At 37.6% G+C, this 24701-nt stretch carries 38 protein-coding genes and 1 pseudogene (1 of these 39 only partly in view); 37 read left to right on the forward strand and 2 right to left on the reverse strand.

The genetic code is table 11. The features are described 5' to 3' along the window. Positions 1-308: 308 nt before the first annotated feature. Positions 309-656 (reverse strand): hypothetical protein, encoded by a 348-nt coding sequence (locus A2294_01920; GenBank protein ID OGH86003.1) that lies wholly within the window; start codon positions 654-656, stop codon positions 309-311. 86 nt (positions 657-742) lie between these two features. Between A2294_01920 and A2294_01925 the strand changes: the two genes are divergently transcribed. The 28 genes from A2294_01925 (at position 743) to A2294_02060 (ending at position 17503) form a co-directional block, all read left to right on the forward strand. Continuing rightward, a complete protein-coding gene (locus tag A2294_01925) occupies positions 743-1087 on the forward strand; it encodes a hypothetical protein (GenBank protein OGH86004.1) in 345 nt (114 codons plus the stop codon). 237 nt (positions 1088-1324) lie between these two features. Further along, positions 1325-1741: a 30S ribosomal protein S12 gene (locus A2294_01930; protein OGH86005.1), complete on the forward strand. Its 417-nt coding sequence runs from the start codon at positions 1325-1327 to the stop codon at positions 1739-1741. Positions 1742-1749: 8 nt separating this feature from the next. Continuing rightward, complete coding sequence (locus tag A2294_01935) at positions 1750-2217, forward strand: 30S ribosomal protein S7 (GenBank protein ID OGH86006.1); 468 nt, start codon at positions 1750-1752, stop codon at positions 2215-2217. 66 nt (positions 2218-2283) lie between these two features. Further along, the gene (locus tag A2294_01940; protein OGH86007.1) at positions 2284-4362 is read left to right on the forward strand and encodes a translation elongation factor G; all 2079 of its coding nucleotides are present in this window, start codon (positions 2284-2286) and stop codon (positions 4360-4362) included. Between the two features lie 64 nt (positions 4363-4426). Next, positions 4427-4846 (forward strand): hypothetical protein, encoded by a 420-nt coding sequence (locus A2294_01945; GenBank protein ID OGH86008.1) that lies wholly within the window; start codon positions 4427-4429, stop codon positions 4844-4846. 138 nt (positions 4847-4984) lie between these two features. Beyond that, the gene (locus A2294_01950; GenBank protein ID OGH86009.1) at positions 4985-6175 is read left to right on the forward strand and encodes a translation elongation factor Tu; all 1191 of its coding nucleotides are present in this window, start codon (positions 4985-4987) and stop codon (positions 6173-6175) included. A 4-nt stretch (positions 6176-6179) separates the two neighbouring features. Continuing rightward, positions 6180-6533: a 30S ribosomal protein S10 gene (locus tag A2294_01955; protein OGH86010.1), complete on the forward strand. Its 354-nt coding sequence runs from the start codon at positions 6180-6182 to the stop codon at positions 6531-6533. Between the two features lie 230 nt (positions 6534-6763). Next, on the forward strand, positions 6764-7450 hold the full coding sequence (locus A2294_01960) for a 50S ribosomal protein L3 (protein OGH86011.1): 687 nt from the start codon (positions 6764-6766) through the stop codon (positions 7448-7450). 7 nt (positions 7451-7457) lie between these two features. Next, on the forward strand, positions 7458-8090 hold the full coding sequence (locus A2294_01965; GenBank protein ID OGH86012.1) for a 50S ribosomal protein L4: 633 nt from the start codon (positions 7458-7460) through the stop codon (positions 8088-8090). A gap of 203 nt (positions 8091-8293) precedes the next feature. Beyond that, a complete protein-coding gene (locus A2294_01970) occupies positions 8294-8587 on the forward strand; it encodes a 50S ribosomal protein L23 (protein OGH86072.1) in 294 nt (97 codons plus the stop codon). 5 nt (positions 8588-8592) lie between these two features. Continuing rightward, on the forward strand, positions 8593-9420 hold the full coding sequence (locus A2294_01975) for a 50S ribosomal protein L2 (protein OGH86013.1): 828 nt from the start codon (positions 8593-8595) through the stop codon (positions 9418-9420). 22 nt (positions 9421-9442) lie between these two features. Next, positions 9443-9784, forward strand: a complete 342-nt coding sequence (locus A2294_01980; protein OGH86014.1) for a 30S ribosomal protein S19 — start codon at positions 9443-9445, stop codon at positions 9782-9784. Positions 9785-9793: 9 nt separating this feature from the next. Next, a complete protein-coding gene (locus A2294_01985) occupies positions 9794-10138 on the forward strand; it encodes a 50S ribosomal protein L22 (GenBank protein OGH86015.1) in 345 nt (114 codons plus the stop codon). Positions 10139-10143: 5 nt separating this feature from the next. Beyond that, complete coding sequence (locus A2294_01990) at positions 10144-10815, forward strand: 30S ribosomal protein S3 (GenBank protein ID OGH86016.1); 672 nt, start codon at positions 10144-10146, stop codon at positions 10813-10815. A gap of 16 nt (positions 10816-10831) precedes the next feature. After that, a complete protein-coding gene (locus tag A2294_01995; protein OGH86017.1) occupies positions 10832-11245 on the forward strand; it encodes a 50S ribosomal protein L16 in 414 nt (137 codons plus the stop codon). A gap of 1 nt (position 11246) precedes the next feature. Next, a complete protein-coding gene (locus A2294_02000; protein ID OGH86018.1) occupies positions 11247-11435 on the forward strand; it encodes a 50S ribosomal protein L29 in 189 nt (62 codons plus the stop codon). Positions 11436-11437: 2 nt separating this feature from the next. Next, positions 11438-11677, forward strand: a complete 240-nt coding sequence (locus tag A2294_02005; GenBank protein ID OGH86019.1) for a 30S ribosomal protein S17 — start codon at positions 11438-11440, stop codon at positions 11675-11677. A gap of 6 nt (positions 11678-11683) precedes the next feature. Further along, positions 11684-12055, forward strand: coding sequence for a 50S ribosomal protein L14 (locus tag A2294_02010; GenBank protein ID OGH86020.1), 372 nt, complete (start codon positions 11684-11686; stop codon positions 12053-12055). A gap of 1 nt (position 12056) precedes the next feature. Next, positions 12057-12362, forward strand: coding sequence for a 50S ribosomal protein L24 (locus A2294_02015; GenBank protein OGH86021.1), 306 nt, complete (start codon positions 12057-12059; stop codon positions 12360-12362). A 4-nt stretch (positions 12363-12366) separates the two neighbouring features. Next, complete coding sequence (locus A2294_02020) at positions 12367-12906, forward strand: 50S ribosomal protein L5 (protein OGH86022.1); 540 nt, start codon at positions 12367-12369, stop codon at positions 12904-12906. 4 nt (positions 12907-12910) lie between these two features. Next, positions 12911-13096 carry a 30S ribosomal protein S14 gene (gene rpsN / locus A2294_02025; GenBank protein OGH86023.1) on the forward strand — a complete coding sequence of 62 codons (186 nt, stop codon included), beginning with the start codon at positions 12911-12913 and terminating at the stop codon, positions 13094-13096. 36 nt (positions 13097-13132) lie between these two features. Then, positions 13133-13522, forward strand: coding sequence for a 30S ribosomal protein S8 (locus tag A2294_02030; protein OGH86024.1), 390 nt, complete (start codon positions 13133-13135; stop codon positions 13520-13522). A gap of 6 nt (positions 13523-13528) precedes the next feature. Further along, a complete protein-coding gene (locus A2294_02035) occupies positions 13529-14077 on the forward strand; it encodes a 50S ribosomal protein L6 (protein ID OGH86025.1) in 549 nt (182 codons plus the stop codon). Between the two features lie 11 nt (positions 14078-14088). Next, a complete protein-coding gene (locus A2294_02040; GenBank protein ID OGH86026.1) occupies positions 14089-14457 on the forward strand; it encodes a 50S ribosomal protein L18 in 369 nt (122 codons plus the stop codon). 103 nt (positions 14458-14560) lie between these two features. Then, positions 14561-14986 (forward strand): 30S ribosomal protein S5, encoded by a 426-nt coding sequence (locus A2294_02045; GenBank protein OGH86073.1) that lies wholly within the window; start codon positions 14561-14563, stop codon positions 14984-14986. A gap of 1 nt (position 14987) precedes the next feature. Then, positions 14988-15425, forward strand: a complete 438-nt coding sequence (locus A2294_02050; protein OGH86027.1) for a 50S ribosomal protein L15 — start codon at positions 14988-14990, stop codon at positions 15423-15425. Between the two features lie 65 nt (positions 15426-15490). Further along, complete coding sequence (locus A2294_02055; protein OGH86028.1) at positions 15491-16765, forward strand: preprotein translocase subunit SecY; 1275 nt, start codon at positions 15491-15493, stop codon at positions 16763-16765. A 57-nt stretch (positions 16766-16822) separates the two neighbouring features. Then, positions 16823-17503 (forward strand): hypothetical protein, encoded by a 681-nt coding sequence (locus A2294_02060; protein OGH86029.1) that lies wholly within the window; start codon positions 16823-16825, stop codon positions 17501-17503. 40 nt (positions 17504-17543) lie between these two features. Here A2294_02060 and A2294_02065 read toward each other — a convergent pair whose 3' ends face one another. Then, complete coding sequence (locus tag A2294_02065) at positions 17544-18005, reverse strand: hypothetical protein (protein OGH86030.1); 462 nt, start codon at positions 18003-18005, stop codon at positions 17544-17546. Positions 18006-18045: 40 nt separating this feature from the next. Between A2294_02065 and A2294_02070 the strand changes: the two genes are divergently transcribed. From A2294_02070 to A2294_02110, 9 genes and pseudogenes are all read left to right on the forward strand, one after another. After that, positions 18046-18828, forward strand: coding sequence for a type I methionyl aminopeptidase (locus A2294_02070; protein OGH86031.1), 783 nt, complete (start codon positions 18046-18048; stop codon positions 18826-18828). 10 nt (positions 18829-18838) lie between these two features. Then, on the forward strand, positions 18839-19240 hold the full coding sequence (locus A2294_02075; GenBank protein OGH86074.1) for a hypothetical protein: 402 nt from the start codon (positions 18839-18841) through the stop codon (positions 19238-19240). After that, positions 19230-19937 (forward strand): DNA repair protein RecO, encoded by a 708-nt coding sequence (locus A2294_02080; protein OGH86032.1) that lies wholly within the window; start codon positions 19230-19232, stop codon positions 19935-19937. The genes A2294_02075 and A2294_02080 overlap by 11 nt, the downstream gene beginning before the upstream one ends. Positions 19938-19940: 3 nt before the next feature. Continuing rightward, on the forward strand, positions 19941-21227 hold the full coding sequence (locus tag A2294_02085) for an asparagine--tRNA ligase (protein ID OGH86033.1): 1287 nt from the start codon (positions 19941-19943) through the stop codon (positions 21225-21227). 65 nt (positions 21228-21292) lie between these two features. Further along, positions 21293-21814: a hypothetical protein gene (locus tag A2294_02090; GenBank protein OGH86034.1), complete on the forward strand. Its 522-nt coding sequence runs from the start codon at positions 21293-21295 to the stop codon at positions 21812-21814. Between the two features lie 134 nt (positions 21815-21948). Next, complete coding sequence (locus A2294_02095) at positions 21949-23304, forward strand: aspartate--tRNA(Asn) ligase (protein OGH86035.1); 1356 nt, start codon at positions 21949-21951, stop codon at positions 23302-23304. Between the two features lie 37 nt (positions 23305-23341). Beyond that, on the forward strand, positions 23342-23884 hold the full coding sequence (locus A2294_02100; GenBank protein OGH86036.1) for a hypothetical protein: 543 nt from the start codon (positions 23342-23344) through the stop codon (positions 23882-23884). A gap of 33 nt (positions 23885-23917) precedes the next feature. Continuing rightward, positions 23918-24613, forward strand: a complete 696-nt coding sequence (locus tag A2294_02105) for a hypothetical protein (GenBank protein OGH86037.1) — start codon at positions 23918-23920, stop codon at positions 24611-24613. Between the two features lie 7 nt (positions 24614-24620). Next, a pseudogene (locus A2294_02110) lies at positions 24621-24701 on the forward strand (hypothetical protein) (it continues 495 nt past the right edge of the window).

Consider the following 24701-nt stretch of genomic DNA (forward strand, 5'->3'; position numbering starts at 1 on the left):
GCGGGAGGGAATCCAAAATTTTGGGCTAATACAACCAGCGCAAACCAGCGTATTGGTTTGCCCATAAAAATTTGTTTGTCCGCCCTGCTTCCGTTTGTTTTTTGGTGAAGCAACAAAGTTTAGTAAAACAAACTTTGCGTACTGCGCATTTTGGATAGGCAAACGGAAAGAGCGATCCGCCGATGGCAAATTGGTGAACGTTGGCAACTGTGACGCGGGTGGCGCGAACTTGAACAACTGGAAACCCGACAACGCGAACAGCAATTTGGGCGTCTCTCTCCGAAGAGCGGATAAAAAATACAAGAATGCTACGGCGTTCTTGTATTGGTATTTAAGGATTTTATCCAACCACCTATCATTTTACCAATTTGTATAAGTTCATCTTCAGTGGTAATATATTTTTTGTCATCAACAAGTTGCAGAGTATTGGTTAGACGGATTAAAATTTTTATAGCGTCCAGTTTTTTGCTGGCTTCCACAAGCTGATTGATTTTGTAAGTTTGGCCGGTAACTTCCGCGCGTTTTATCTGTATCAGAATTTCCAGTAAAAGATTAAAAATATCTTTGGCTATTGTGTATCTATCGTATTTAGGAAATTTTTTGCTATGGACATACCAAAAACACAAAAAATCATACAATCGATTGAAAATTATCACGGAACCGTGGGGGGGGGGTTCAATGTCATAAAATTTTTGATGAAATAATTTCAGTTGAAAATTTATTTTTAGCCTGGAAAAAATTTTTGCGCGGAAAGAAAAAAAGAATTGATGTGCAAAATTTTGCTTTTAATCTTGAAGATAATATAACTGATTTGAAAGAAGAATTGCAAACGGACAGTTGGCAACAAGGTGGTTATGAAATGAAACGTGTTCGTGATCCCAAACCGCGCATTATTCATAAGGCGTGCATGAGAGATAGGCTTTTGCATCACGCTGTGGCGCGAGTAATTGAACCAATCTTTGAGAAATCTTTTATTTATGATACTTGGTCTTGCAGAAAAAATAAAGGCACGTTGGGGGCAGTTGGGCGCTGTCATGGCAATTTAGAAAAATTGTTTAAAAATGGCAGAAATTATCAGCCGAACTAGGTTTAAAGGAAAATTTTATAATTTCTAAAAGATTTATTGATAAACAGGGATTTATTTCCCCGGTGATTATTTAAACTAGCCGGCTATTGACATCTTTTCCATCTTTCTATATACTATTCTCAAGCTTTGTGGAGAGAAAAGGTTTATTAGCCAAACTGCATTTGTCTAGTAAAACCGTAGAGTTGCCGCAAAGAGTAAATCTCTTTTGTTTTTAAATTTTATTTACGTAATTTACGTATGCCAACAATTCATCAATTAATAAGAAAAGGACGCAAGACAATTAAAAAGAAAAGCAAAGCCCCGGCTATGCATTATGGTTTGGATACTTTGCATCGCAAAAAAACATCGCCAACTAATGTTAAGCCTTTTTTGCGCGGCGTGTGTTTAAAGGTTACTACCATGACTCCTAAAAAACCTAACTCTGCTTTGCGCAAAATTGCCAGAGTTCGGTTATCCAATGGTATGGAAGTGACCGCTTATATTCCAGGTGTGGGACATAATTTACAGGAGCACTCCATTGTTTTAATCCGCGGCGGACGCGTTAAAGATTTGCCAGGCGTGCGCTATCACATAGTGCGCGGTATTTTTGATACCCAAGGCGTCTCTGACAGAAAAAGAAGCCGTTCACTGTACGGAGCTAAAAAAGCTAAATAATTTATAATATGAGAGGAAAACAAGCACCTAAAAGAGATATCTTACCCGATAGTAAATTTAATAATTTTGTGGTGGCTAAATTTATCAATTACGTAATGCGTAAAGGTAAAAAGACTATAGCCCAAAAGGTTGTTTATAATTCATTTGAAATAATCACTAAAAAAGCCAAAAAAGACGCTTTGGAAGTTTTTGAAGAGGCCATTAAAAATGTTGGCCCGACAGTAGAAACAAAATCCCGTCGTGTGGGCGGCGCCAATTATCAGGTGCCAATGCCGGTGAGAGGAGAAAGAAAAAATGCTTTGGCTTTTAAATGGATAATTGAGGCGGCCAGAAAAGTTAAAGGCAAGCCTATGGCTGAAAGATTAGCCAACGAATTAATTGCCGCTTCAGAAAATCAAGGCGAAGCTATTAAAAAGAAAATGGATATTCACCGCATGGCTGAAGCTAATAAGGCTTTTGCTCATTTTGCCAGATAATTTTAATTCAAAAAAGGCGCATATTTTTATGCGTCTTTAAAAAACTTCAGGAAAATTAATTTATTTATGCCTAGAGATTATTCCTTAGACAAAACCAGAAATATTGGTATTATTGCCCATATTGATGCCGGAAAAACAACCGTTTCCGAGCGTGTTTTATTTTACACCGGTAAAAAACATAAAATTGGCGAAGTGCATGAAGGCGATACCACTATGGACTGGATGGAACAAGAAAGAGAGCGCGGTATTACAATTACCTCTGCCGCCACCACTTGTTTTTGGAAAGATTGCCGCATCAACTTGATTGACACTCCGGGGCATATTGATTTTACCGTGGAAGTAAAGCGTTCCTTGCGCGTGCTTGATGGTGCCGTGGTTATTTTTGACGGCGTAGCCGGGGTGGAACCTCAATCAGAAACCAATTGGCGTTATGCCGACGACTACCACGTGCCGCGTATTTGTTTTATCAACAAATTAGATCGCATGGGCGCTGATTTTTTTTCCGATGTTAAATCTATTCATGAGCGGTTAACCAAAAATGCCATTCCTTTGCAGTTGCCTATTGGTACCGAAGCCAATTTTAAAGGTATTATTGATTTATTAAACCGCAAAGCCGAGATGTATATGGATGAAATGGGCAAGGATATTCAAGAAGGGGAAATTCCCGCTGACATGAAGGAATTGGCGGAAAAATATCGTTCCGAATTGGTAGAAAAAATTTGTGAAAATGATGAGGGTTTAATGAACCGTTATTTGGCTGGAGAAGATATACCCGTAGCCGATTTAAAGAAAGTTTTGCGCCAGGCCGTAGTTAATTTTGAAATAGTGCCTATTCTTTGCGGCAGTGCTTTAAAAAACAAGGGTGTGCAATTTATGCTTGATGCCGTGATAGATTATTTACCTTCTCCTTTGGATATTGCCGCTCCTAAGGGTTTTGATCCCAGTGATAAAACTAAAGAGATACCAGTTAAAGTAGCTGATAATGAACCTTTTGTCGGTCTGGCTTTTAAAATTGCCGCTGATCCTTTTATTGGTAAATTGGCTTTTTTCCGCGTTTATTCCGGAACCTTAAAAGCCGGCTCTTATGTTTTAAATACCATGACGGGTGAAAAAGAACGTATTGGTCGCTTGGTTAGAATGCACGCCAATCATCGTGAAGAAATTGAAGAGGTTTATTCCGGAGATATTGCCGCGGCTGTAGGATTAAAAAATACTTTTACCGGTCATACTTTGTGTGATGAAAGCCGTCCGGTTATTTTGGAATCAATCACTTTTCCCGAACCAGTTATTCATGTGGCTGTGGAACCTAAAACTAAGGCTGACCAAGAAAAAATGGGTACGGCTTTGCAAAAATTAGCCGAAGAAGATCCTACTTTTAAAGTTAGAACCGATGAAGAAACTATGCAAACAATTATTGGAGGTATGGGCGAATTGCATTTGGAGATTATTGTGGATCGTATGAAACGCGAATTTAAGGTGGAAGCTAATGTGGGTAAACCCCAGGTGGCTTACAAGGAAACCATTAAAGGTACAGCTGAGGCCGAAGGTAAATACATTCATCAATCTGGTGGTCGCGGTCAATATGGACATTGCTGGTTGCGCGTACAGCCAAGAGAACGTGGTGCCGGTTTTGAATTTGAAAGTGAAATTAAAGGTGGCTCTATTCCTCGTGAATTTATTCCGGCTATTGAAAAAGGTGTTAAAGAAACTTTGGACAAAGGCGTTTTGGCTGGTTATCCCTTAATTGATATTGTAGCTACTGTTTTTGATGGTTCTTATCATGATGTTGACTCTTCCGAAGCCGCTTTTAAATTAGCCGGTGCCTTTGCTTTGCGCGAAGCTGCTAAAAAAGCCGGTTTGGTTTTACTTGAACCAATCATGAAAGTGGAAATTTTGACTCCGGAACAGTTTATGGGTGATGTAATAGGTAATTTAAGTTCACGTCGTGGTCAAATTAAAGAAATGCGTGATCGTGTTGGTATTAAGGTTATAGATGCCGATGTGCCTTTGGCTAATATGTTTGGTTATGCTACAGATTTGCGTTCTATGACCCAAGGACGAGCCTCTTATAATATGGAATTTTCTCATTACGCGGAAACTCCTTCCAATGTCACTTTGGAAATAGTTGAAGGAAGAAAAAAGTAAAATTAGTAAAATTTTTCTGATTTGACAAAATTTTTTTTGAGGCTTAAAATAAGGTCATAAATATATGAAGTCAGGATTAAAAAGAATTCTTAATTTGATTGCTAAAACAGGTGACAGGTTGATCGTCTCCGAAGCGGATTTTGCCAATCCTTATGTGGTGATGTCTTTAGAAGATTATGAATATTTGGTTTCGTTGGAGTTTTCTGAAGAGGAAAATTTTAGCCTGGGTGAAATGAGTGAATCCGATTTATTGGAAAAAATTAATCATGATATTGCCATTTGGAAGGCTCAGCAAAAAATTGTTCCTAATATCGCTGAAGAAGTTAATTTAGAAAATGAACCGATTGAAGCGGCAGAAGAAGATTTATTTTTGGATGAAAGCATGAAAGAAGACGGAAAAGATTCTTTGGAAAAATCAGAAACAGCTGCTAAAGAAGAAAATAAGCCGGAAGATCAGTATTATTTTGAGCCTTTAGAGAGCTAAAATAACGCTTTAAGGCGGTTTGAAAGATTTCCCCAATTAAAGACTTGCGTTATTTTTGGATGTGTGCTATACTTCTTTTCTAGAATCGCTTTTATTAAAAAATAACTTAATTTAGTTAAAAAATTAATTTTAAATACTATGGCAGAAAAATTTGATCGTTCCAAACCGCACCTTAATGTTGGCACCATTGGTCACGTTGACCACGGCAAAACAACTTTGACCGCGGCAATTTTAAAGGTTTTAAGCGCTCATGGCATGAAAGCCCAAGATAAGGGTGTGGATCAAATTGACGCCGCTCCAGAAGAAAAAGCCCGTGGTATTACTATTGCCACCGCTCATGTGGAGTACGAATCAGAAAAAAGACATTATGCCCATGTAGACTGTCCGGGACACGCTGATTATGTTAAGAATATGATCACCGGTGCCGCTCAGATGGATGGTGCTGTTTTGGTTGTTTCTGCCGCTGACGGTCCAATGCCTCAAACCCGTGAACATATTTTACTTGCTCGTCAAGTTGGTGTGCCTTATATTGTTGTTTTCTTAAATAAGGTTGATATGGTTTCCGATCCAGAACTTATTGATTTGGTTGAAGAAGAAGTTCGCGATCTTTTGAAAAAATATGAATTCCCTGGCGATATTACCCCAATTATTCGCGGTTCTGCCTTAAAAGCTTTGGAAAATCCAACTGATGAAGCCGCTGCCAAACCAATTTTAGATTTAATCAAAACTTTAGACGAATATATTCCGGAACCTGTTCGTGAAACTGACAAGCCATTCCTTATGCCTATTGAGGATGTCTTCTCCATTGAAGGCCGCGGTACTGTGGCCACCGGTAGAATTGAACGCGGTATTATCCATATTAATGATGAAGTTGAAATGGTGGGTATTAAAGATACCAAAAAGACTGTTATTACCGGTATTGAAATGTTTAACAAGTCTTTGGATGAAGGACGTGCTGGCGATAACGCCGGTTTGCTTCTTCGCGGTTTGAAAAAAGATGAAGTGGAAAGAGGTATGGTGTTGGCTAAAACCGGCTCCATTACTCCTCACACTGAATTTGAAGGTCAAATTTATGTTTTAACTAAAGAAGAAGGCGGTCGTCATAAACCCTTCTTTAAAGGCTATAAACCTCAATTTTACATTCGTACAACCGATGTGACCGGTGAAGTGGAATTGCCAGAAGGAACAGAAATGGTTATGCCCGGTGATACTGTTAACTTAAAGATTAAATTGATTACTCCGGTGGCTATGGAAGAAAAAATGCGTTTTGCTATCCGTGAAGGCGGTAGAACAGTTGGCGCTGGCGTGGTGCTTAAGATAATCAAATAAAAACATGTCAGAAGTTGTTGCTACAAAACAGAAAGTTGGTAAAGAAGAGGAAACATCTTCCCGCATTAGGATTAAAATTGCCGCTTATGATCATAAAATTATTGATCAATCCGTAAAGACTATTATGGAAACGGTGGAAAGAAGCGGAGCCGCGGTAAGAGGGCCGGTGCCTTTGCCAACAGAAATTAAAAGATATACGGTTAATCGTTCTACGTTTGTTCATAAGAATGCGCGAGAGCAATATGAAATGCGTATTCATAAAAGATTGCTAGATATTTTAGAACCGAATGCTAAGGTTATAGACGCTTTGCAACATCTTAATTTACCAGCAGGTGTGGACGTGGAAATAAAAATGTAATTAAAAGCTTAGTTGAGGCAAACAGAGAGGATCCTTTAAGGAAAACTTCTGCAAGCCGCAAAAAAGCATTGGGAGAATTGAAAATTTTTAAGTATTTGGGCCTTATCAATTGAAAATTAAGAAAATTTTATTTTCTTAATTATTAAGCAAGAGAAAAGGTCGGAAGCCTCAAAAGTGGCTTCTGACTTTTGTTTATCAGTATGAAATTTATACTCGGTCAAAAAATTCAGATGTCACAGATTTACAAAGAAAACGGCGATGCCGTTCCCGTTACGATTGTTCAGGCCGGACCTTGTTTTGTGACAGGAATAAAAGAGAATAAAGAAAATGGAAAAAAATCTGTACAAATAGGTTTTAAAAAAATAAATGATAAAAAATTGTCTAAGCCCGAAGCCGGCCATTTAAAAGGTTTGCCGGCGGTGCGGTTTTTAAAGGAAATTATTGATGGTGAAAATTTAGAATTAAAAAGAGGCGATGAGTATACCGTGGAAAATTTTAAGGCTGGAGAGAAAATTGAAGCAACCGGTATTTCCAAGGGCAAGGGTTTTCAAGGCGTAGTTAAGCGTCATCATTTTGCCGGTGGCCCCGCTACTCATGGTCATAAAGATAATTTAAGAATGCCAGGTTCTATTGGTTCCGGTGGTGTGCAAAGAGTTTTTAAGGGATTGCGTATGGCTGGCCGCATGGGCGGTGAACAAATTACTGTCAAGAATTTAGAAGTTGTAGAGGTTGATGCTGTTAATAATCTTTTAAAATTAAAAGGCGCTTTACCTGGAGGCAGAAATTCTTTGCTTTTAATTAAAGCCCCGGGAAAGATTGCGGTTTTGAAGAAAGAAAATTTACCAGTTGAACCGGCACCAATTGCCGAAGCCGTTGCTGTTAAAGAAACCGTAACACAAGAATCTACACAAGAATAAATTTAATATGGTCAAGGTTAACATTTACAATTTTAAGGGAGAAGTAGTAGCAACCGAAAATTTGACCCCGGAAATTTTTGAAATTAAACCCAGAATAGGTGTTTTGCATGAAGTGTCCGTAGGTATGGAAGCCAATCAAAGACAGGTTTTGGCTCACACCAAAGCTCGAGGTGAAGTAAGCGGTGGCGGTAAAAAGCCTTGGAAGCAAAAAGGCACAGGCCGTGCCCGCGCCGGTTCCAGCCGGTCCCCATTGTGGAAGGGCGGCGCCGTAATTTTTGGCCCTACCAAGTTTCGTAATTTTAAAGTTAAAATCAACAAAAAAATTAAACAGTTGGCTTTTAAAATGGCTTTGTCTCAAAAAGTAGCGGAAAATTCTCTAATTTTGTTGGAAACTTTGTCTTTGGATAAGCCTAAGACAAAAACCTTTGTGGAAATTAAAAAGAATTTACCTTTGATTGGTAAAAAAGTTTTGGTGGTTTTTCCTCAAATTAATAAAGAAATGAAACTGGCTTCCAGAAATGTTCCTAATGTAAATCAGGTTTCTTTAAATGAATTAAGTTTGTTGGACTTATTAAAAAACGATTCTGTTGTCACCACTAAAGAAGCGGTTGAATTTTGGACAAAAGTTTATAAGAAATAATAAATATGGGACTTTTTAATCGTTGGACAAGTAAAAAAGAATTGGATGAAGCTAGAGGAAAGCGCGATGCTTCTATTATCAAAAAGGTTGTAGAAAATAAAGAGGAAGTTGCGCAGCCCAAGGCTCCCAAAGCTTCTATCAAAGAGGCCAAAAAGAGTGTTAAGGTTGAAACGGAGAGTGTGGCTGCAGATTCTAATAGAGAAATAAAATTTAGAGAAGGACATAAAGTTTTATTGCGTCCCATCGTGACGGAAAAATCAACTTATTTACATAGCGGCGGAGTGTATGCCTTTGAAGTTGGCGTTTTGGCTACTAAACCAGAAATTAAAAAGGCCGTAGAATCAATTTATAAAGTTAAGGTTGTCCAAGTAAGGGTTATTAATTTACAAGGCAAGCGCGTTCGTTTTGGCAGAATGAGCGGTGTTAGAAAAGATAAAAAGAAAGCCTTGGTGACTTTGCAAAAAGGACAAACAATAGAATTGCATAAGAATGTTTAAAGTTTATGCCAGTTAAAAATTACAAAAAAAATTCAGCCGGTCGCAGATTTTCCAGCGTAGACACGTTTGAAGATATTACTAAATTTGAGCCGGAAAAATCTTTAATTAGCAAACCAAAAAGAAGGACAGGAAGATCCGGAGGTTTAATTACCGTAAGACATCGCGGCGGCGGTAACAAAAAATTCTATCGCTTGGTAGATTTTAAACAAGAAAAATATAATGTGCCTGCCGAAGTTTTAGCTATTGAGTACGATCCAAATCGTGGCGCACGTATTGCTTTGATAAAGTACGAAGATGGGGTTAAAAGTTATATTTTGGCTCCACAAACTTTAAAAGTTGGTGATAGGGTTTTATCTTCTTTACAAAAGATTGAAGCCAATTTAGGCAATCGTATGCCAATTGAAAGCATTCCGGTCGGTTATACAATTTATAATGTTGAATTGCAGCCTCAAAAAGGCGGTCAACTTTGTCGCGGTGCTGGTAATAGTATTCAACTAATGGCCGTGGAAGGGGATTATGCAACTTTAAAATTACCTTCAGGAGAATTTAGAAAAGTATCAAAAAAATGTTTGGCTTCTATCGGTCAGCTTAGCAATCCAGATCGCAACTTGGTTCGTTTAGGAAAAGCCGGTAGAAAAAGACATATGGGTTGGAGGCCGGAAGTTCGTGGTAAGGCTATGAACCCGGTAGATCATCCACACGGAGGTGGTGAAGGCCATAATCCTATTGGCATGAGACGTCCGGAAAATCCTTGGGGTAAGCCGGCTTTAGGAGTTAAAACCAGAAAACGTAAAAAATGGAGTAATAAACTAATCATTAAACGCAGAAAATAATTTGATTTCATCCCTATAAATTATGAGCAGAAGTCTTAAAAAAGGTGCCTTTACCGATCCCAAATTATTGGCTAAAATCTCAAGATTAAAGCCGGGTGATAAGACCGTGATTAAAACCTGGTCTCGCCCTTCGGTTGTCACTCCGGAAATGGTTGGTTTTATAATTGGTGTTCATAATGGCCGTCAGCATTTGCCGGTTTTGGTGGTGGAAAATATGGTCGGGCATAAATTGGGAGAATTTTCTCCAACACGCAAATTTACCAAACATGGTGGCAAAATGCAAAAAGATTTAGAATCCAAACAGGCCGAATCCGAAAAGACCGCCGCTATTGCCGCTAAAGGAGCGGAAGGCAAAAAAAAGTAAAAGTAAAATATGGAAATTAAATCACAAGCAAAATTTATTAGAATGTCCAGCAGAAAAGTTGAGATTGTTATAGAAATGTTGCGTGGCAAATCAATAGTTGACGCGGAAAATATTTTGCATTTCAGCAAAAGAATAGCAGCTAAACCGGTACTTAAAGTTTTAAGAGCGGCTACAGCTGATGCTGAACATAATTTTAAGTTGTCTAAAGATAGTATTTTTATTAAAGCGGCAACCGTAGGCCAAGGCCCTGCACTTAAAAGATGGAGGCCCAGAGCTTTTGGCCGAGCGGCACCTATCAAAAAACATACTTGCCACATCACTTTAATTTTGGCAGAACGTTCCAAGACTAAATAAAAAATATGGGTCACAAAGTACATCCAACAATTTTCAGAATGTCAACAATTTATAGATGGAATTCCAGGTGGTTTGCTGGTAATAGAGAACAGTACGCCAAGTTTTTGCAACAGGATTTAAAAATTAAAAAATATCTGGGGCAAAAAGTAAAAGAATCAGGAATTGATTGTATTCAAATTGAGCGTAATGCCAAAGAGATTGTTATTATTTTAAACGTGGCTAAACCGGGTGTAATTATCGGCCGCGGTGGAGCGGGAATTGAAGAATTAAGAAAAGATTTACAAAAAAGATTTTTTGGTAAAACCGCCAATTTAAAATTAAATGTCCAAGAGTGCTCTAAACCAAATTTGTCTTCCCATATTGTTATTCAGTCCATGATTACTGATTTGGAAAAACGCATGCCTTTTAGAAGGGTTTTAAAAACAACTATTGAAAAAGTAAGAAAAGCCGGGGCGCAAGGTGTAAAGGTAATGGTTTCCGGTCGTCTTAACGGTGCAGAAATTGCCCGTAGAGAAATGTTAGTCTCCGGTAAGATTCCTTTACAGAATTTACGCGCTGATATTGATTTTGCTTCTGAAATAGCCCAGACAATTTATGGTGTTATTGGAGTTAAAATATGGATTTATCGCGGAGAAATTTTTTCCACTAAAAATGAAGCCACTGCAAGTGGAAAATAATAAGAGATAAATATTTATGTTATTTCCTAAAAAAGTAAAACATAGAAAATGGCACAAAGGCAGAAGAAGAAATACAGGTATTGCCACTGCTAAAAATTACGTTGCTTACGGTAGTTTTGGTTTGAAATCTTTGAGCAATTGTTGGATTGACGCACGTCAAATAGAAGCGGCTCGTCGTACCATTACCAGATATTTGCGTAAAGGCGGTAAAGTTTGGATTAGAATTTTTCCCGATAAGCCGGTCACTAATCATGGTAATGAAAGCGTTATGGGTGGAGGCAAGGGTGCTGTGGATTATTATGTTGCTCCAGTTAAACCCGGTACTATTCTTTTTGAAGTAGATGGCGTTGATGAATCCGTAGCCAAAGAAGCTTTGCACATGGCTTCATATAAATTACCTGTTAAATGTGTTTTTGTTAAAAAAGTTTAATATGAAAGAAAAAGAAGAATTAAAAAATTTTTCCCCAACAGAATTGGATGATTTGCTTAAAAAAGAGCAAGAGAAATTGCGTGAATTGCGTTTTCGCGTTTCTTCACGAGAATTAAAAACTGTTAAAGATATTGAAAAGACAAAAAAGAAAATTGCTAGAATCAAGACTATCTTAAACAGTCTTAAATAAATATGGAGAATACAAAAAAGATCAGAAAATTTAAGGGCGTGGTTGTTTCTGCTAAGGGGCAGAAAACTGTTGTTATAAGAGTTGACAGAGTCAGAAAAAATGTTAAATATCAAAAACAATATACTGTCAGCAATCGTTTTCAGGTGCATGATGAAAAGGGTCAGTATAAAGTTGGTGATAAGGTTAATTTTGTTGAGTGCCGTCCCATTTCTAAAACTAAAAAGTGGAGAGTGATTTATTAAAGATATATGATTCAACACAGATCAATGTTAAATGTAGCGGATAATTCCGGCGCCAAAATAATTCAGTGTATTAGAGTTTTGGGCGGTTATAAAAAACGCTATTCAACAATCGGCGACATTTTTACAGGCGTAGTTAAAAAAGCCGAGCCTTATGGTATGGTTAAAAAAAGTGAAGTAGTTACGGCTGTATTAGTTAGATCCCATAAAGAAATTCGTCGCAAAGATGGCACTTATGTTCGTTTTGACGACAATGCGGCTGTTATAATTGATAAAAAATCAAAAGAGCCTAAAGGAACGCGTATTTTTGGGCCGGTAGCCAGGGAATTACGCGACAAAGGTTTTATTAAAATAATTTCTTTAGCTCCGGAAGTTTTATAATATGAAAATAAAAACAGGTGACAAAGTAATCATTACCAGAGGCAAAGATAAGGGTAAATCCGGCAAGGTAATTCAAATTTTTCCTGAATTAAATAAGGTTGTGGTTGAGGGCGCCAATATTTTAAAAAAGCATGTGCGTTCTCGCAAAGAAGGGCAAAAAGGTCAAATTATTGAATTGTCGGCTCCGCTTGCCGTTGCCAATGTTTCCTTTTTTTGCGAACATTGCCAAAAGGGAGTTAAGTTGGGCAAAAGACAAGAAGCCGATAAAAAAGTGCGCTTTTGCAAAAAATGTAATGAGGTAATTTAAGTTTATGAATTTAAAAGAATTTTACAAAAAAGAAGTAGTGGGCAAATTAATGAAAGAATTGGGCTATAAGAATATTAATGCCGTTCCCAAAGTGGAAAAGGTAGTGGTTAATATTGGTTTTGGCAAAATGATCAAAGAACCCAAAATTGCCGAAATAGTAGAAGAAACCTTAAGGCGTATTACCGGTCAAAAACCAGTTTTAGCTAAGGCCAAAAAATCAATTTCTAACTTTAAGATAAGAGCTGGACAAATTGTGGGAGCCAAAGTCACTTTGCGCGGTAAAAGAATGTATGATTTTTTGGAAAAACTTATCAAAATTGCCTTGCCTCGCGTCAGAGATTTTCGCGGTGTTTCTACCAATGTTTTTGATGAAAAAGGCAATATGACGATTGGTTTTAAAGAACATTTATCTTTTCCGGAAATTAGACCGGATGAAGTTGAAAAAGTTTTAGGCTTGGAGATTACAGTGGTTACTTCCGCCAAAGATAAAGAAGAGGCAAAAAATTTGTTCACCCACTTAGGTTTTCCTTTAATAGAAAAGTAATTTTATGGCTACTGAAGCACAAATTTATAAATCCAAAAGAAAAGCTAAATTTTCTTCCCGCATTGTTAATCGTTGTTGGAAATGCGGCCGCAAACATGGCTATATGAGAGACTTTAAATTATGCCGTATTTGTTTTCGTGAATTGGCCAACCGTGGAGAATTACCGGGAATTACTAAATCTAGTTGGTAGAATAAATTTAATAACAAAAAGAGAGATAAGAAAATTATGTTTACCGATCCAATCGCAGACATGTTAACAAGAATAAGAAATGCCTCCGCTGTTAAGAAGGCAGAGGTTTTAATACCTTTTTCCAAAGTTAAATTATCCATTGCTAATATTTTATTGCAAGCGGGATTTTTAAAAAGCGTGGAAAAAGTAGAAGACGGCCGCGGTGATTTAAAAATAATTTTAAAATATCAAGATGGCAGGCCTGTTCTTACTTCTTTAACCAGAATCAGTAAACCGGGACGGCGTATTTATATTGGCAAGGAAGATTTAAAAACTGTACGCAATGGTTTGGGTATTTCCATTCTTTCCACTTCCCAAGGAATTATGGATGGACGCGAAGCCAAAAAGAAAAATATTGGTGGAGAATTAATTTGTGAAGTTTATTAAAAAAGTATGTCAAGAATTGGTAAAAAAACAATTGTTATACCTACGGGCGTGGAAGCCGATGTGACTTCCGGCAATATTAAAATCAAAGGTCCTAAGGGAACTTTGGAACAGTCTTTGCATACTAGAGTTTCTATTGTTAAAGAAGGGAATGAATTGAAAATTTCCGTCAAAGATGAAAATTTAAAAAGTGATCGGGCTTTGTGGGGGTTATTTGGAAGTTTGGTTAGAAACATGATTCTTGGCGTCACCACCGGTTTTGAAAAAAAATTAGAGATGAACGGTATTGGTTTTAAGGCCGAGGTTAAGGGAAAAAATTTGGTTTTGGATGTTGGTTTTTCCCATCAAGTAAATTTTGCCGTTCCCCAGGGAATAGAAGTGACTGTTGAAAAAAATATTATCACCATTAAAGGTTTTGATAAACAGTTAGTAGGGAGTATTGCCGCTCAAATTAGGGAAATTAAAAAGCCGGAACCATATTTGGGTAAAGGCATTAAATATGTTGATGAAATAATTAGGAGAAAGGCCGGTAAGGCCGCGGCTAAATCCGCCGCTTAAAGCTTTAAAATATGAATCGCATTAAAGCCAAAAGACAAAAATTAGCCAAACGCCACGCGCGGGTTAGAAGCCGCATCAGCGGGACAGCGGAAAAACCTCGTTTATCTGTACGCAAAAGTTTAAAGTACGTATTTTTGCAATTAATTGATGATGAACGCGGCCTAACGATTGTTTCCTCTTCCAGCAAAGGTTTAAAAGCGGAAAAAGATAATCCGTATAAAGGAAAAAGCGCAGTTTCTTATGAAGCCGGTAAGGAATTAGGCAAAAAGGCAGTGGAAAAAAAGATAAAGAAAATCTGTTTTGATCGCGGAGGTTATGCCTTTCAGGGACGCGTTAAAGCCGTAGCCGAAGGTGCTCGTGTCGCGGGTTTGGAATTTTAATCTATTTTTTATGGAAGAAATCAAAAAACAATTTAAAGGGCGTAAGGGCGACAGAAGAGATCGATCGGATAGATCTGCCGAAGAAAAGGAATTTGATAATGTAATTTTAGATTTAGCTAGAGTAACTAGGGTGACCAAAGGCGGTAAACGTATGCGTTTTAGAGCGGCTGTAATAGTGGGGGATCGTAAGGGCCGTGTTGGATTTGGAATTGCCAAAGGTGCCGATGTGGCCATGGCTGTTAGTAAGGCTACTCGTTTGGGCAAAAAGGATTTGTTTAAAGTCATTTTAGAAAAAACCACTATTCCTCATTGGGTAAAAGCCAAAGAAAAAGCGGCTAGAGTTTTATTAAAACCAGCCCCTTCCGGTTCTGGTATTATCGCCGGCGGAGCCATGAGAGTAGTTTTGGAATTAGCCGGTGTTCCGGATATTGTGGGTAAAATGTTGGGTGCCAATAATAAAGTAAATAATGCGCGAGCTACTATTAAAGCTTTGAAAAGCTTAAAACCGCGCGCGATGAATAAAAAGTAATATGCGTTTAGGAACTCATAATTTAAAACCTAACAGCGGCGCTAGAAAAAAAGTTAAAAGGGTGGGTCGGGGCAATGCTTCGGGTCGCGGTACTTATAGTGCCAGAGGCGCTAAGGGTCAAAGAGCCAGGTCTGGCGGACGCAAAAAATTAAAGCAAAAAGGTTGGAGAAATATTCTTTTAAGTTCTCCTAAGTTGCGCGGTTTTAAAAGCTTTAAATTAAGACCGGTGGCTATTTCTTTAGAAAAAATTCAAGTTAAATTTTCTGATAATGAAAAAGTGAATCCCCAGACTTTATTAGAGAAAAAGATTATTTCTCGTTTGGCTCCCGTTAAATTGATTGGTGGTAAAGATTTTAGCAAAAAGATAGAAGTATCTGATTGCCAACTAACTTCCTCCGCCAAGGAAACGATAATCAAAGCCGGCGGCAAAATACTTTAAATTTTTTATGCCCCGTTTAATTTAGCGGGGCATAAAAATTAAACGCGTTAAAATTTAAAAGCACTATGTTAGAAAAATTGTTACAAATTTGGAAGACCAAAGATTTACGCAACAAAATTCTTTATGTTGTTTTGATGCTGGTAATTTTTCGTTTAGTGGCTTATATTCCTATTCCGGGAGTAGATATTATTGCTTTAAGAAGATTTTTTGATTCCAATCAATTACTCGGCTTAATGAATGTTTTTTCTGGCGGCACTATGCAGAATTTTTCTGTAATAATGCTTGGTGTCGGTCCTTATATTACCGCTTCCATTATTTTTCAATTGTTAGCTATGGTTGTTCCGAGTTTAGAAGAGATGTCTAAAGAGGGCGAGGCCGGGCAGAGAAGGCTTAATCAATATACCAGGCTTTTAACCGTTCCATTGGCTTTTTTGCAAGCCTACAGTATGATTATGCTTCTTAGACAAACAGGACAGGGGATAGTTGGTAATTTGGATCTTTTTCATTTTATCACCACTATGGTCACCATTACCGGCGGTACCATGTTTTTAATGTGGCTGGGTGAACTTATTTCGGAAAAAGGTATTGGCAACGGTATCTCCATTTTAATTTTTGCCGGCATTATTTCTTCCTTGCCTACTTCGCTTCAACAAATGTTTGTCACCTTTGACAGGGCGCAAATCATTGAGTTGATTATTTATGCTTTAATTGCCATTGTGACTATTGTGGGAGTTGTTTTTGTTACGGAAGCGCAAAGAAACATTCCTGTAGTTTATGCCAAACAAGTCCGTGGCAATCGTGTTTTTGGCGGTGGTAATAACCATTTACCTTTAAGAGTGAATATGGCGGGTGTTATCCCAATCATTTTTGCCATCTCCATTATACTTTTTCCTTCCATGGTGGCGCAGTTTTTCATTAAAGCCAAAACAGCTTGGTTAGCCAGTTTAGCGCAAGGGACAATTCATCTTTTTAATAATTCTGTTTTTTACGCCGCCGCTTATTTTTTACTGGTGGTAGGATTCACTTATTTTTACACCGCCGTTATTTTTCATCCTCAAAAAATAGCTGAAAATTTACAGAAACAAGGCGGTTTTATTCCTGGTGTACGTCCGGGTAAGTTAACTACTGAATATCTGCAATACACTATGAATCGCATTCTTTTGGCCGGTTCTGTGTTTTTGGGTGTCATCGCTATTTTGCCTTTAATTTTACGCAATGTCACCGGTAGTCAATCTATGGTTATTGGTGGCACCTCTTTACTAATCGTGGTGGCGGTAGTGATAGAAATAGTCAAACAGGTTGAATCACAGATGACCATGCGCGATTACGAACAGTACTAGTTTAATTTTGTTTTTCCTTGCAGGGTCATTTATTACTAATAGATCCTCTAATTAAAAATGAAAAAAATCATAATTTTTTTAGGCCCCCCCGGTTCTGGTAAAGGCACGCAGGCCGAAAAAGTGGCGGCTCAATATGGTTTTGCCCATCTTTCTAGCGGAGATTTGCTAAGAAATCTTTTGGCTAATCCTCAAGATCAAGCACCGGAAGATTTGGCGGAAGCGCAAAAAATGCGCACAGGAATATTGGTAGGTGATTGGTTGGTTTATAAATTAATTTTTTCCGAAATAGAAAAAAAAATATCTTTAGGGCAAGGGGTTGTATTAGACGGAGCGATTCGCAATTTAGATCAGGCCAAAGAATTTATAAAATTTTTTCAAGAAAAAAAAATATTGGATGAAGTTTTGGTGATTTATCTAAGACTGTCCGAAGAAGAATCGCTGTTTAGGTTAACTCATCGCCGCGTTTGTTCGGTTTGCGGTTTAAATATCCCTTACAGCGAGGAAAATAAAAATTTAATAATTTGTCCTAAATGTGGCGGGGAAATTAAACAAAGATTTGATGACAAAAATGAACAGGTGTTCAAGACCAGATTGCTGGAGCAAGGCGAAGTAATTTTAACTCCCATCTTTCAAGAATTTAAAGAAATTGACGGGCAAATGGTAAAAGAAATGGATGGTTCAAAAAACATAGAAGATATTTTTGAAGAAATTAAACAAATTTTTAAAAACGCTTCCTAAGGGAAGTGTTTTTAAAATAACGATACGGTTTGGGAGAGGTTTATTTGCGGTAGAAGTATTCTTTGGCGTTAGCAATCATTTCTTTAATCCAACTTAATAGTTGTGGCAAAAAAGCAATATTGATTAAAATTAAAGTTAAGATTATTATGGCATCGTAGCTTTGTCTTACCCAATATTCATCTTCCAGTCTAATCCACATTCCAAATTCATCAGTGGAAAGACCCAGTCCAATACCATAAAACCAAGCCAGCCATTTAAAAAGATGAGATCCGGGAGCGGGGTGTTTGATTAAAAGATAAATTCCTGTTATGGCCAAAATAATAAAACCATAAGTAAAGTGATGGATGTGGACACCTCTGATAGTTAGAAAAAAGTTGGGCGCTAAGTGTCCTAAGACTAAATAAACAAAAAGACGGGAAATAAAAAAAGTCCCTAAAAAAGATGAGGTGATAATAGCGACGGTTTTTTTGGCGGAAGGATTTAAATAAAAGGTTTCCGACACAGTTCTTGCTTTTAAGAGTCTTTTAAGCTAAAATATAAGTATGTCTAACGAGTTTATAGCAATTAAATCTCCGGAAGAGATAGAAAAGATTAAAGAAGGCGGATGTCTCTTAGGTAATATTTTACGCGATTTGGGTAAAATGGTCAAACCGGGAATTTCTACTGCCGATTTAGAAAAAAAAGCTGAAGAATTGATTTTAAAAGTTGGTGGTCGTCCGGCCTTCAAATATTATCATGAAAGAGGAGAAATTCCTTTTCCCACTATTTTGTGCACCTCTGTCAACGATGAAGTGGTGCATGTTCCTTCTGTACCGGGTAAAATTTTGCAAAATGGCGATATTATTGGCATTGATATTGGTATGGAATACCCCGCGGTTAACGGTTTTTTCACTGACACAGCCATTACTGTGGCCGTGGGTAAAATTTCCAAAGATGTGGCCAAATTAATGGAAGTGACGCGTAAAGCTTTGTTTATAGGCATTAAAGAAGTTAAGCCGGGAAGCAAAATTAGTGAAATTGGTAAGGCTATAGAACATTATGTCAGTCGTTTTGGTTTTGGTATTGTCAGGGATTTAGTTGGCCATGGCGTTGGTTATGCTGTTCATGAGGAGCCGCGTATTCCCAATTATTACGACCGGGCGCTAGACAAAATTGAAATAAAAGAAGGAATGGTTTTAGCTATTGAACCAATGATTAATTTAGGAAGTTGGAAAGTAAAAGAAGGTGATGATGGTTTTGCCATTAAAACCGCCGACGGTTCTTTTTCGGCCCATTTTGAGCATACTGTTGTAGTAACAAAAAACGGCTGCGAAATTGTCACTTAAAATGTTTGTTATGTATTTAGGAATTGATTACGGAGAAAGACGCGTTGGATTAGCTTTGGCTGACAAAGAAACAAAGATTGTCTTGCCCTTTAAAGTTTTGGAAAATAAAAATTTAGAGCAGATTTTGGAAGATTTAAAAAAAATTATTGCTGAAGAAAAAATTTTAAAAATAATTGTGGGCTGGCCTTTGAATTTAAAAGGAGAACCTACTGAAAAAACTCAAGAAGTGCAAGAATTTGTTGATATTTTAGCCAAAAATGTTGAAGTGCCGGTTTTAACTTTTGATGAAAGATTAACTTCTAGGGCAGCTAAAATGTTATCGGCCAAAAAGATTGACGTGGGAGCGGCCATGCTGATTTTGGAAAGTTTTTTGGGTCAAGAAAAGGCACGGGGAAAAATTTATGACCTATAATACAGAAGCAATAATTTTAAAAAAAAGAACTTGGCGTGAAAATGATTTAGAAATTATTTTTTTAAGTAAAGAATTGGGAAAAATGCGCGCCGTGGCTGTGGGGGCAAAAAAAATGCTGAGCAAGCTGTCCGGACATCTGGAGCCTTTTAAAGAGGTTAAATTAATGGTGGCCGAGGGTAAGGGTTGTGATAAAATAGGGCAAGCCATTACTTTGAACAATTTTTGTTTTCAAGGTGGTGAATCTAATTTTAATCAGCTTTTAAGAGCTCAAGAAGCCTCTAATTTATTGGAAAAAATTTTAGCCGAGAAACAGAAAGAAGAAAATTTTTTTCAACTAACCAAGAATTTTTTCTTTTTAAATTTTAAAAATAAAGAATCCAATTTTTTGCCGCTTTTTAAGTGGCAAGCGGCTGCTTTGGCTGGTTTTAAGCCGCGCCTTCATAATTGTATTTTTTGCCAAACAAAAATTAAAGGCAAATATGAATTCAATTTAACAGAGGCCGGGGCGGTTTGTTCCAAATGTTTTATAAAAAATAATCAGGAATTTGTAGATGTTAGTTTAAGAACCGGACAGATTTTAAAATATTTAGTGGAGAAAGCCGGTTTAAAGGAGGCTTGGGTGAAAATAACTAAAGAAACCGCCGAAGAATTAAATAATCTATTTGAAAAATTTTATTTATATCAAATTATTCATTAAATTATGCTTATCAAAGATTTGTCAAAATTTGTTAATATAGATGTGGAATTAAAGGGCTGGATTTATAACCTGCGCTCATCTGGTAGTTTGTATTTTTTACAATTACGCGATGGCTCGGGGTTTTTACAGGCTGTGGTCAACAAAGAAGCGGTTGCGCCAGAAGTTTGGGCTGACTGCCAAAAAATTACTTTGGAAACTGCGGTAACCTTGCAAGGCGTTGTATCCGAGCATCCCAAAAAATTTGGCGAATATGAATTACAAGTAAGCGGACTTAAATTGGTGCAAGTGGCCGAAGAATACCCCATTGGCAAAAAAGAGCACGGCCCGGATTTTTTAATGGAATGGCGGCATTTATGGCTAAGGTCGCCAAAGCAGTGGGCTATTTTAAAAGTGCGCGATGCTGTTATTACCGCAATTAATGAATATTTGCATCAAGAGTGTTTTATCAAAGTGGATTCACCGGTTTTTACACCCAATGCTTGCGAAGGAACAACCACTCTTTTTCCTGTTCCATATTTTGATTTGGGCACGGCCTATCTTTCCCAATCCGGACAGTTGTATAGTGAGGCGGCCATTGCTTCGGTAGGCCGGTGCTATGATTTTGGCCCGGTTTTTCGGGCGGAGAAAAGCAAAACCAAAAGACATCTAACAGAATTCTGGATGATGGATGCCGAGGGTGCTTTTGTGGAACATGAAGAAAATTTGCGCCTGCAAGAGGGTTTGGTGCGTCATATTGTTAGATATTGTTTGGCCATTTGTGCTAAAGAACTGGCAATTTTAGAAAGAGATACGGAGAAATTGCGCGCGGCCGATGCGTCTTTTACTCGTCTGAGTTATGACAAAACCATTGCTACACTGCAGGCTTTAGGTTCTGATATTCAGTATGGAGAAGATTTGGGTAATGATGACGAGGCGCTTTTAACAAAAGATTCGCCCGTGCCAATGTTTGTGGAAAAATGGCCCAAGACAATCAAACCATTTTACATGAAACGTGATACGGCTAATCCGGAGTTGGTGTTGAATGATGATTTGATTGCCACAGAAGGAGCGGGGGAGCTTATCGGCGGGAGCCAGCGCGAAGATGATTATAATTTGCTTTTGGAAAGAATCAAAGCCGAAGGTTTGAATTTGGCAGATTATGAATGGTATTTGGATTTAAGAAAATATGGCAGTGTGCCTCATTCCGGCTTTGGTATAGGATTAGAGCGCACTGTGCGCTGGATCACGGGCGTAGAGCATATTAGAGAGTGTATTCCTTTTCCTAGAATGATTACCAGGTTAAAACCTTGACAAAAACCCACTTTATTGTTAAGGTGACACTAAGAAACTCCCATTTGTTAATAAGGAGAAATCAAATGGAAAGGTTGCCTAGAAATGTCATTTTGGATCCTTCGTTCCTTCAACTGCTTGGTACCACTGTGGTACCTCAAGTGGCAGGTGACTTTGTCGCCCGTGAGCGTTTCTTGGAAGGAGAAGATTCGCGTTTTGTCTTGGATGACAATTTCAAGGCTTGGTTTTTAGGTAAGGTGGAGCCAGCCATACAAGCGGGATCTGCGAGTGAAAAGTCTCTCATCTCCTGCCTTTTGCTTAAAGGGACTTTTGACCCCAACCTTATCAAGGAAATTGGTGAGGAAGAGAGGGCGAAGACTTTCTTGTCTGTCATCTGGACACTTTTAGAAAGGCAAAATGTTGATGAGGACGGAGCTTTGCTTACCACGAGGGAATACGCCAATATCTTTTTTGCTTACGATGTGCGAGAAGTGCTTCGTTCAGTGGGCGTTTCACATGGTTTTAAGGGATGGCACATCAACGCCTTCCCAACCACACATGTCAAGGCCTGGGCACAAGGTAATCGTGTTTTCTTTGAAGAGAGATAGAAATCCTTTTAAATATTTCTTATCTAGTGATATACCCCTGATTTCCCAACGGAGCATCAGGGGGTATTTTTTTATTAAGTTTGCCAATCTACCTTTATTTTGTTAAAATAATTAGGTAAAACTAACATATTTTTATGCGAACTTTAATCAAAGAAACACCAACAAAAGTAGGTGAAGAAATAGAAATTCAAGGCTCGATACAAACACGCCGCAATTTGGGCAAAATTGTTTTTTTAGATGTACGCGATAGGAGTGGCTTAATTCAAGTAATTTGCGCGCCTGGTGAAATGAGTAATGATTATGAGGCTGTTAAAGATGTTAGAAGCGAATTTGCGGTGCAAATTTTTGGCATCATCAATAAAAGAAACGAAAAAAATATCAATCCTAATTTAATAACAGGGAAGATAGAACTTTTGGCTAAGTCTTTTAAAGTTTTAGCCACAGCGGAACCTTTGCCACTGGATCCGGCTGATGAAAAAATGGGCCTGGATGTTTATTTGGATTCTCTGCCTTTAACTTTGCGTACGGAAAAAAATCGTGCCCTGTTCAAAATTCAAGCGGAAATTGTTAATGCTTTTAGAAATTTTTTATTAAACCAAGATTTTATAGAATTTCCTTGCCCCAAATTAGTGGGGGAATCAACTGAAGGCGGCGCTAATGTTTTTTCCTTGGAATATTTTGGCCACAAAGCCTATCTTGCTCAGAGTCCGCAGTTTTACAAGCAAATTATGGTGGGGGTTTATGAGCGCGTCTTTACCATTGGCAATGTTTATCGCGCGGAAAAACACGCCACTACCAGGCATATAAATGAATACACCAGTTTAGATTTAGAATATGGGTTTATTAAAGATCATTTGGACGTAATCAATTTAGAAATTGAATTTATAAAATTTTTGGATAAGCATTTAGCTAAAGACGCTGCATCAGAGTTAAAATTATGGGATTTTCAGCCGCTTTTAATTCCAGAAAAATTTCCTATTTTAAAATTGCGCGAGGTGCAAGAATTGATTAAAAAGGAAACAGGCACAGACCATACCAACGAGCCTGATTTGGAACCTAATGAAGAACAGTGGATAGGGGAATACGCTAAAAATAAGTGGCAGTCGGATTTTGTTTTTGTCACGCATTATCCAACTAATAAGCGCCCGGTTTATACTTATCCCGATGAAAATGATCCGGAATTTACCAAAAGTTTTGATTTGCTTTTTCGCGGCGTGGAAATTACCACTGGCGGCCAGCGCATTAATAATTATAATCAATTGGTGGAAAATATTAAAAAGTGGGGCTACAAGTTGGACAGTTTTAGTTTTTATTTACAAGCCTTTAAATATGGAATGCCTCCGGAAGGTGGCCTGGCTATTGGGCTGGAGAGATTAACTGCTAAATTACTGGGTATAGAAAATGTTAAGCGTGCAACTTTGTTTCCCAGGGATTTGAATAGAATTGATTTGCAGTTATCACCTCCAGAATATAAACAAAAAGAAGGTTAGCTTATTCCTTAAAAATTTAACTCTTAATTTTAAATTTATGGTCCCTAAAAAAGTCCTTGCTTATTTGGAAAAAAATAAAGTGGCACATGAAATAATTAAGCATCGCCCAGTTTTTACCGCCTACGATTTGGCCGCTACTTTAAAAGAAAAGATGAATAAAGTAGCTAAAACATTGCTGATAAAAGTTGGGGGAAAGCGCTATATTATTATTGTGTTGCCGGCTCATTTAAAGATTGATTTTAAAAAATTGCAGAAAATTTTAAAGGCGGAAAAAATTGAATTAGCCACGGAACAAGCTATTAAGAAAATTTTAAAAACCAAGCCCGGCGCCCTTTTACCTTTTGGCGCTTTGCACAAATTGGAAATGTTTTTGGATAAGGCTTTGTTTAAAACAGAACACGCTTTGTTTGGCGCCGGATCTTTTACCGAATCTTTGCGTTTAAAAGTTAAAGATTTAGCCAAATTAGAAAATGCCACAGTAGCAGACTTTGGCCTGGCTGCTAAAAAGAAGATTAAAAAAGCCGCTAAGAAAGTTGCGCCAAAAATAAAAAAGGCTGTTAAAAAGATTACTAAAAAATAAATTTACCTTTCTAAATCAGGGGAAACCAAAGTAATGCCTCACCAGATAAAATTAGAACAATTTGAAGGTCCTTTATCTTTACTTTTAAAGTTGGTGGAACAGGAAAAAATGGAAATCACCCAAATTTCTTTGTCCCGCGTCACTGAATCTTTTGTTAATTATTTAAAAGACAATACAGAAATGCCCGAAGAGGAGATGGCTGATTTTTTAGTAATTGCCACCCGGTTAGTTTATATAAAGTCCAAAACACTTTTGCCCGAAGCCTTTACACCAGAAGATGAGAGCGTGAGTTTAGAGGATCAATTAAGAATGTACAAAGAATTTGTAGAGGCTTCTAAGAAAATTGAGGGCATTTTGAAGAAGAAAAAATTTGCTTATTTTAGAGAAAATATTTTAAAACCGGTCGAATTGGGGTTTTTTCCTCCCAAGAATTTGTCAGCCGAAAAATTAAAAAATGTTTTTGAAGAAATTTTGGAAAGATTGCGGCCAATTTTGGAATTACCAAAAGTGGCTATGGAAAAAGCTGTCACAATTAAAGAAAAAATAGGTCATATTGAAACTTTGTTGAGTAATTTAAATAGAATAGAGTTTAAACATATTTTATCCGCCGCGCGCAATCGTACAGAAATTATTGTTTCCTTTTTAGCGGTTTTAGAACTAACCAAACAACAGCATGTTTTTGTTTCTCAAGAAAATAATTTTGAAGAAATTTATATAGAAAAATTATAAGCAAATTATGCCTTTGACATCAAAAATAGAATCTTTGCTTTTTATAGCCTCTAAGCCTCTTTCCTTTAAAAAAATGGCGGAACTTTTG

Source organism: Candidatus Magasanikbacteria bacterium RIFOXYB2_FULL_38_10, assembly GCA_001783145.1.
Lineage (GTDB): Bacteria > Patescibacteriota > Patescibacteriia > Magasanikbacterales > UBA10003 > GWC2-40-17.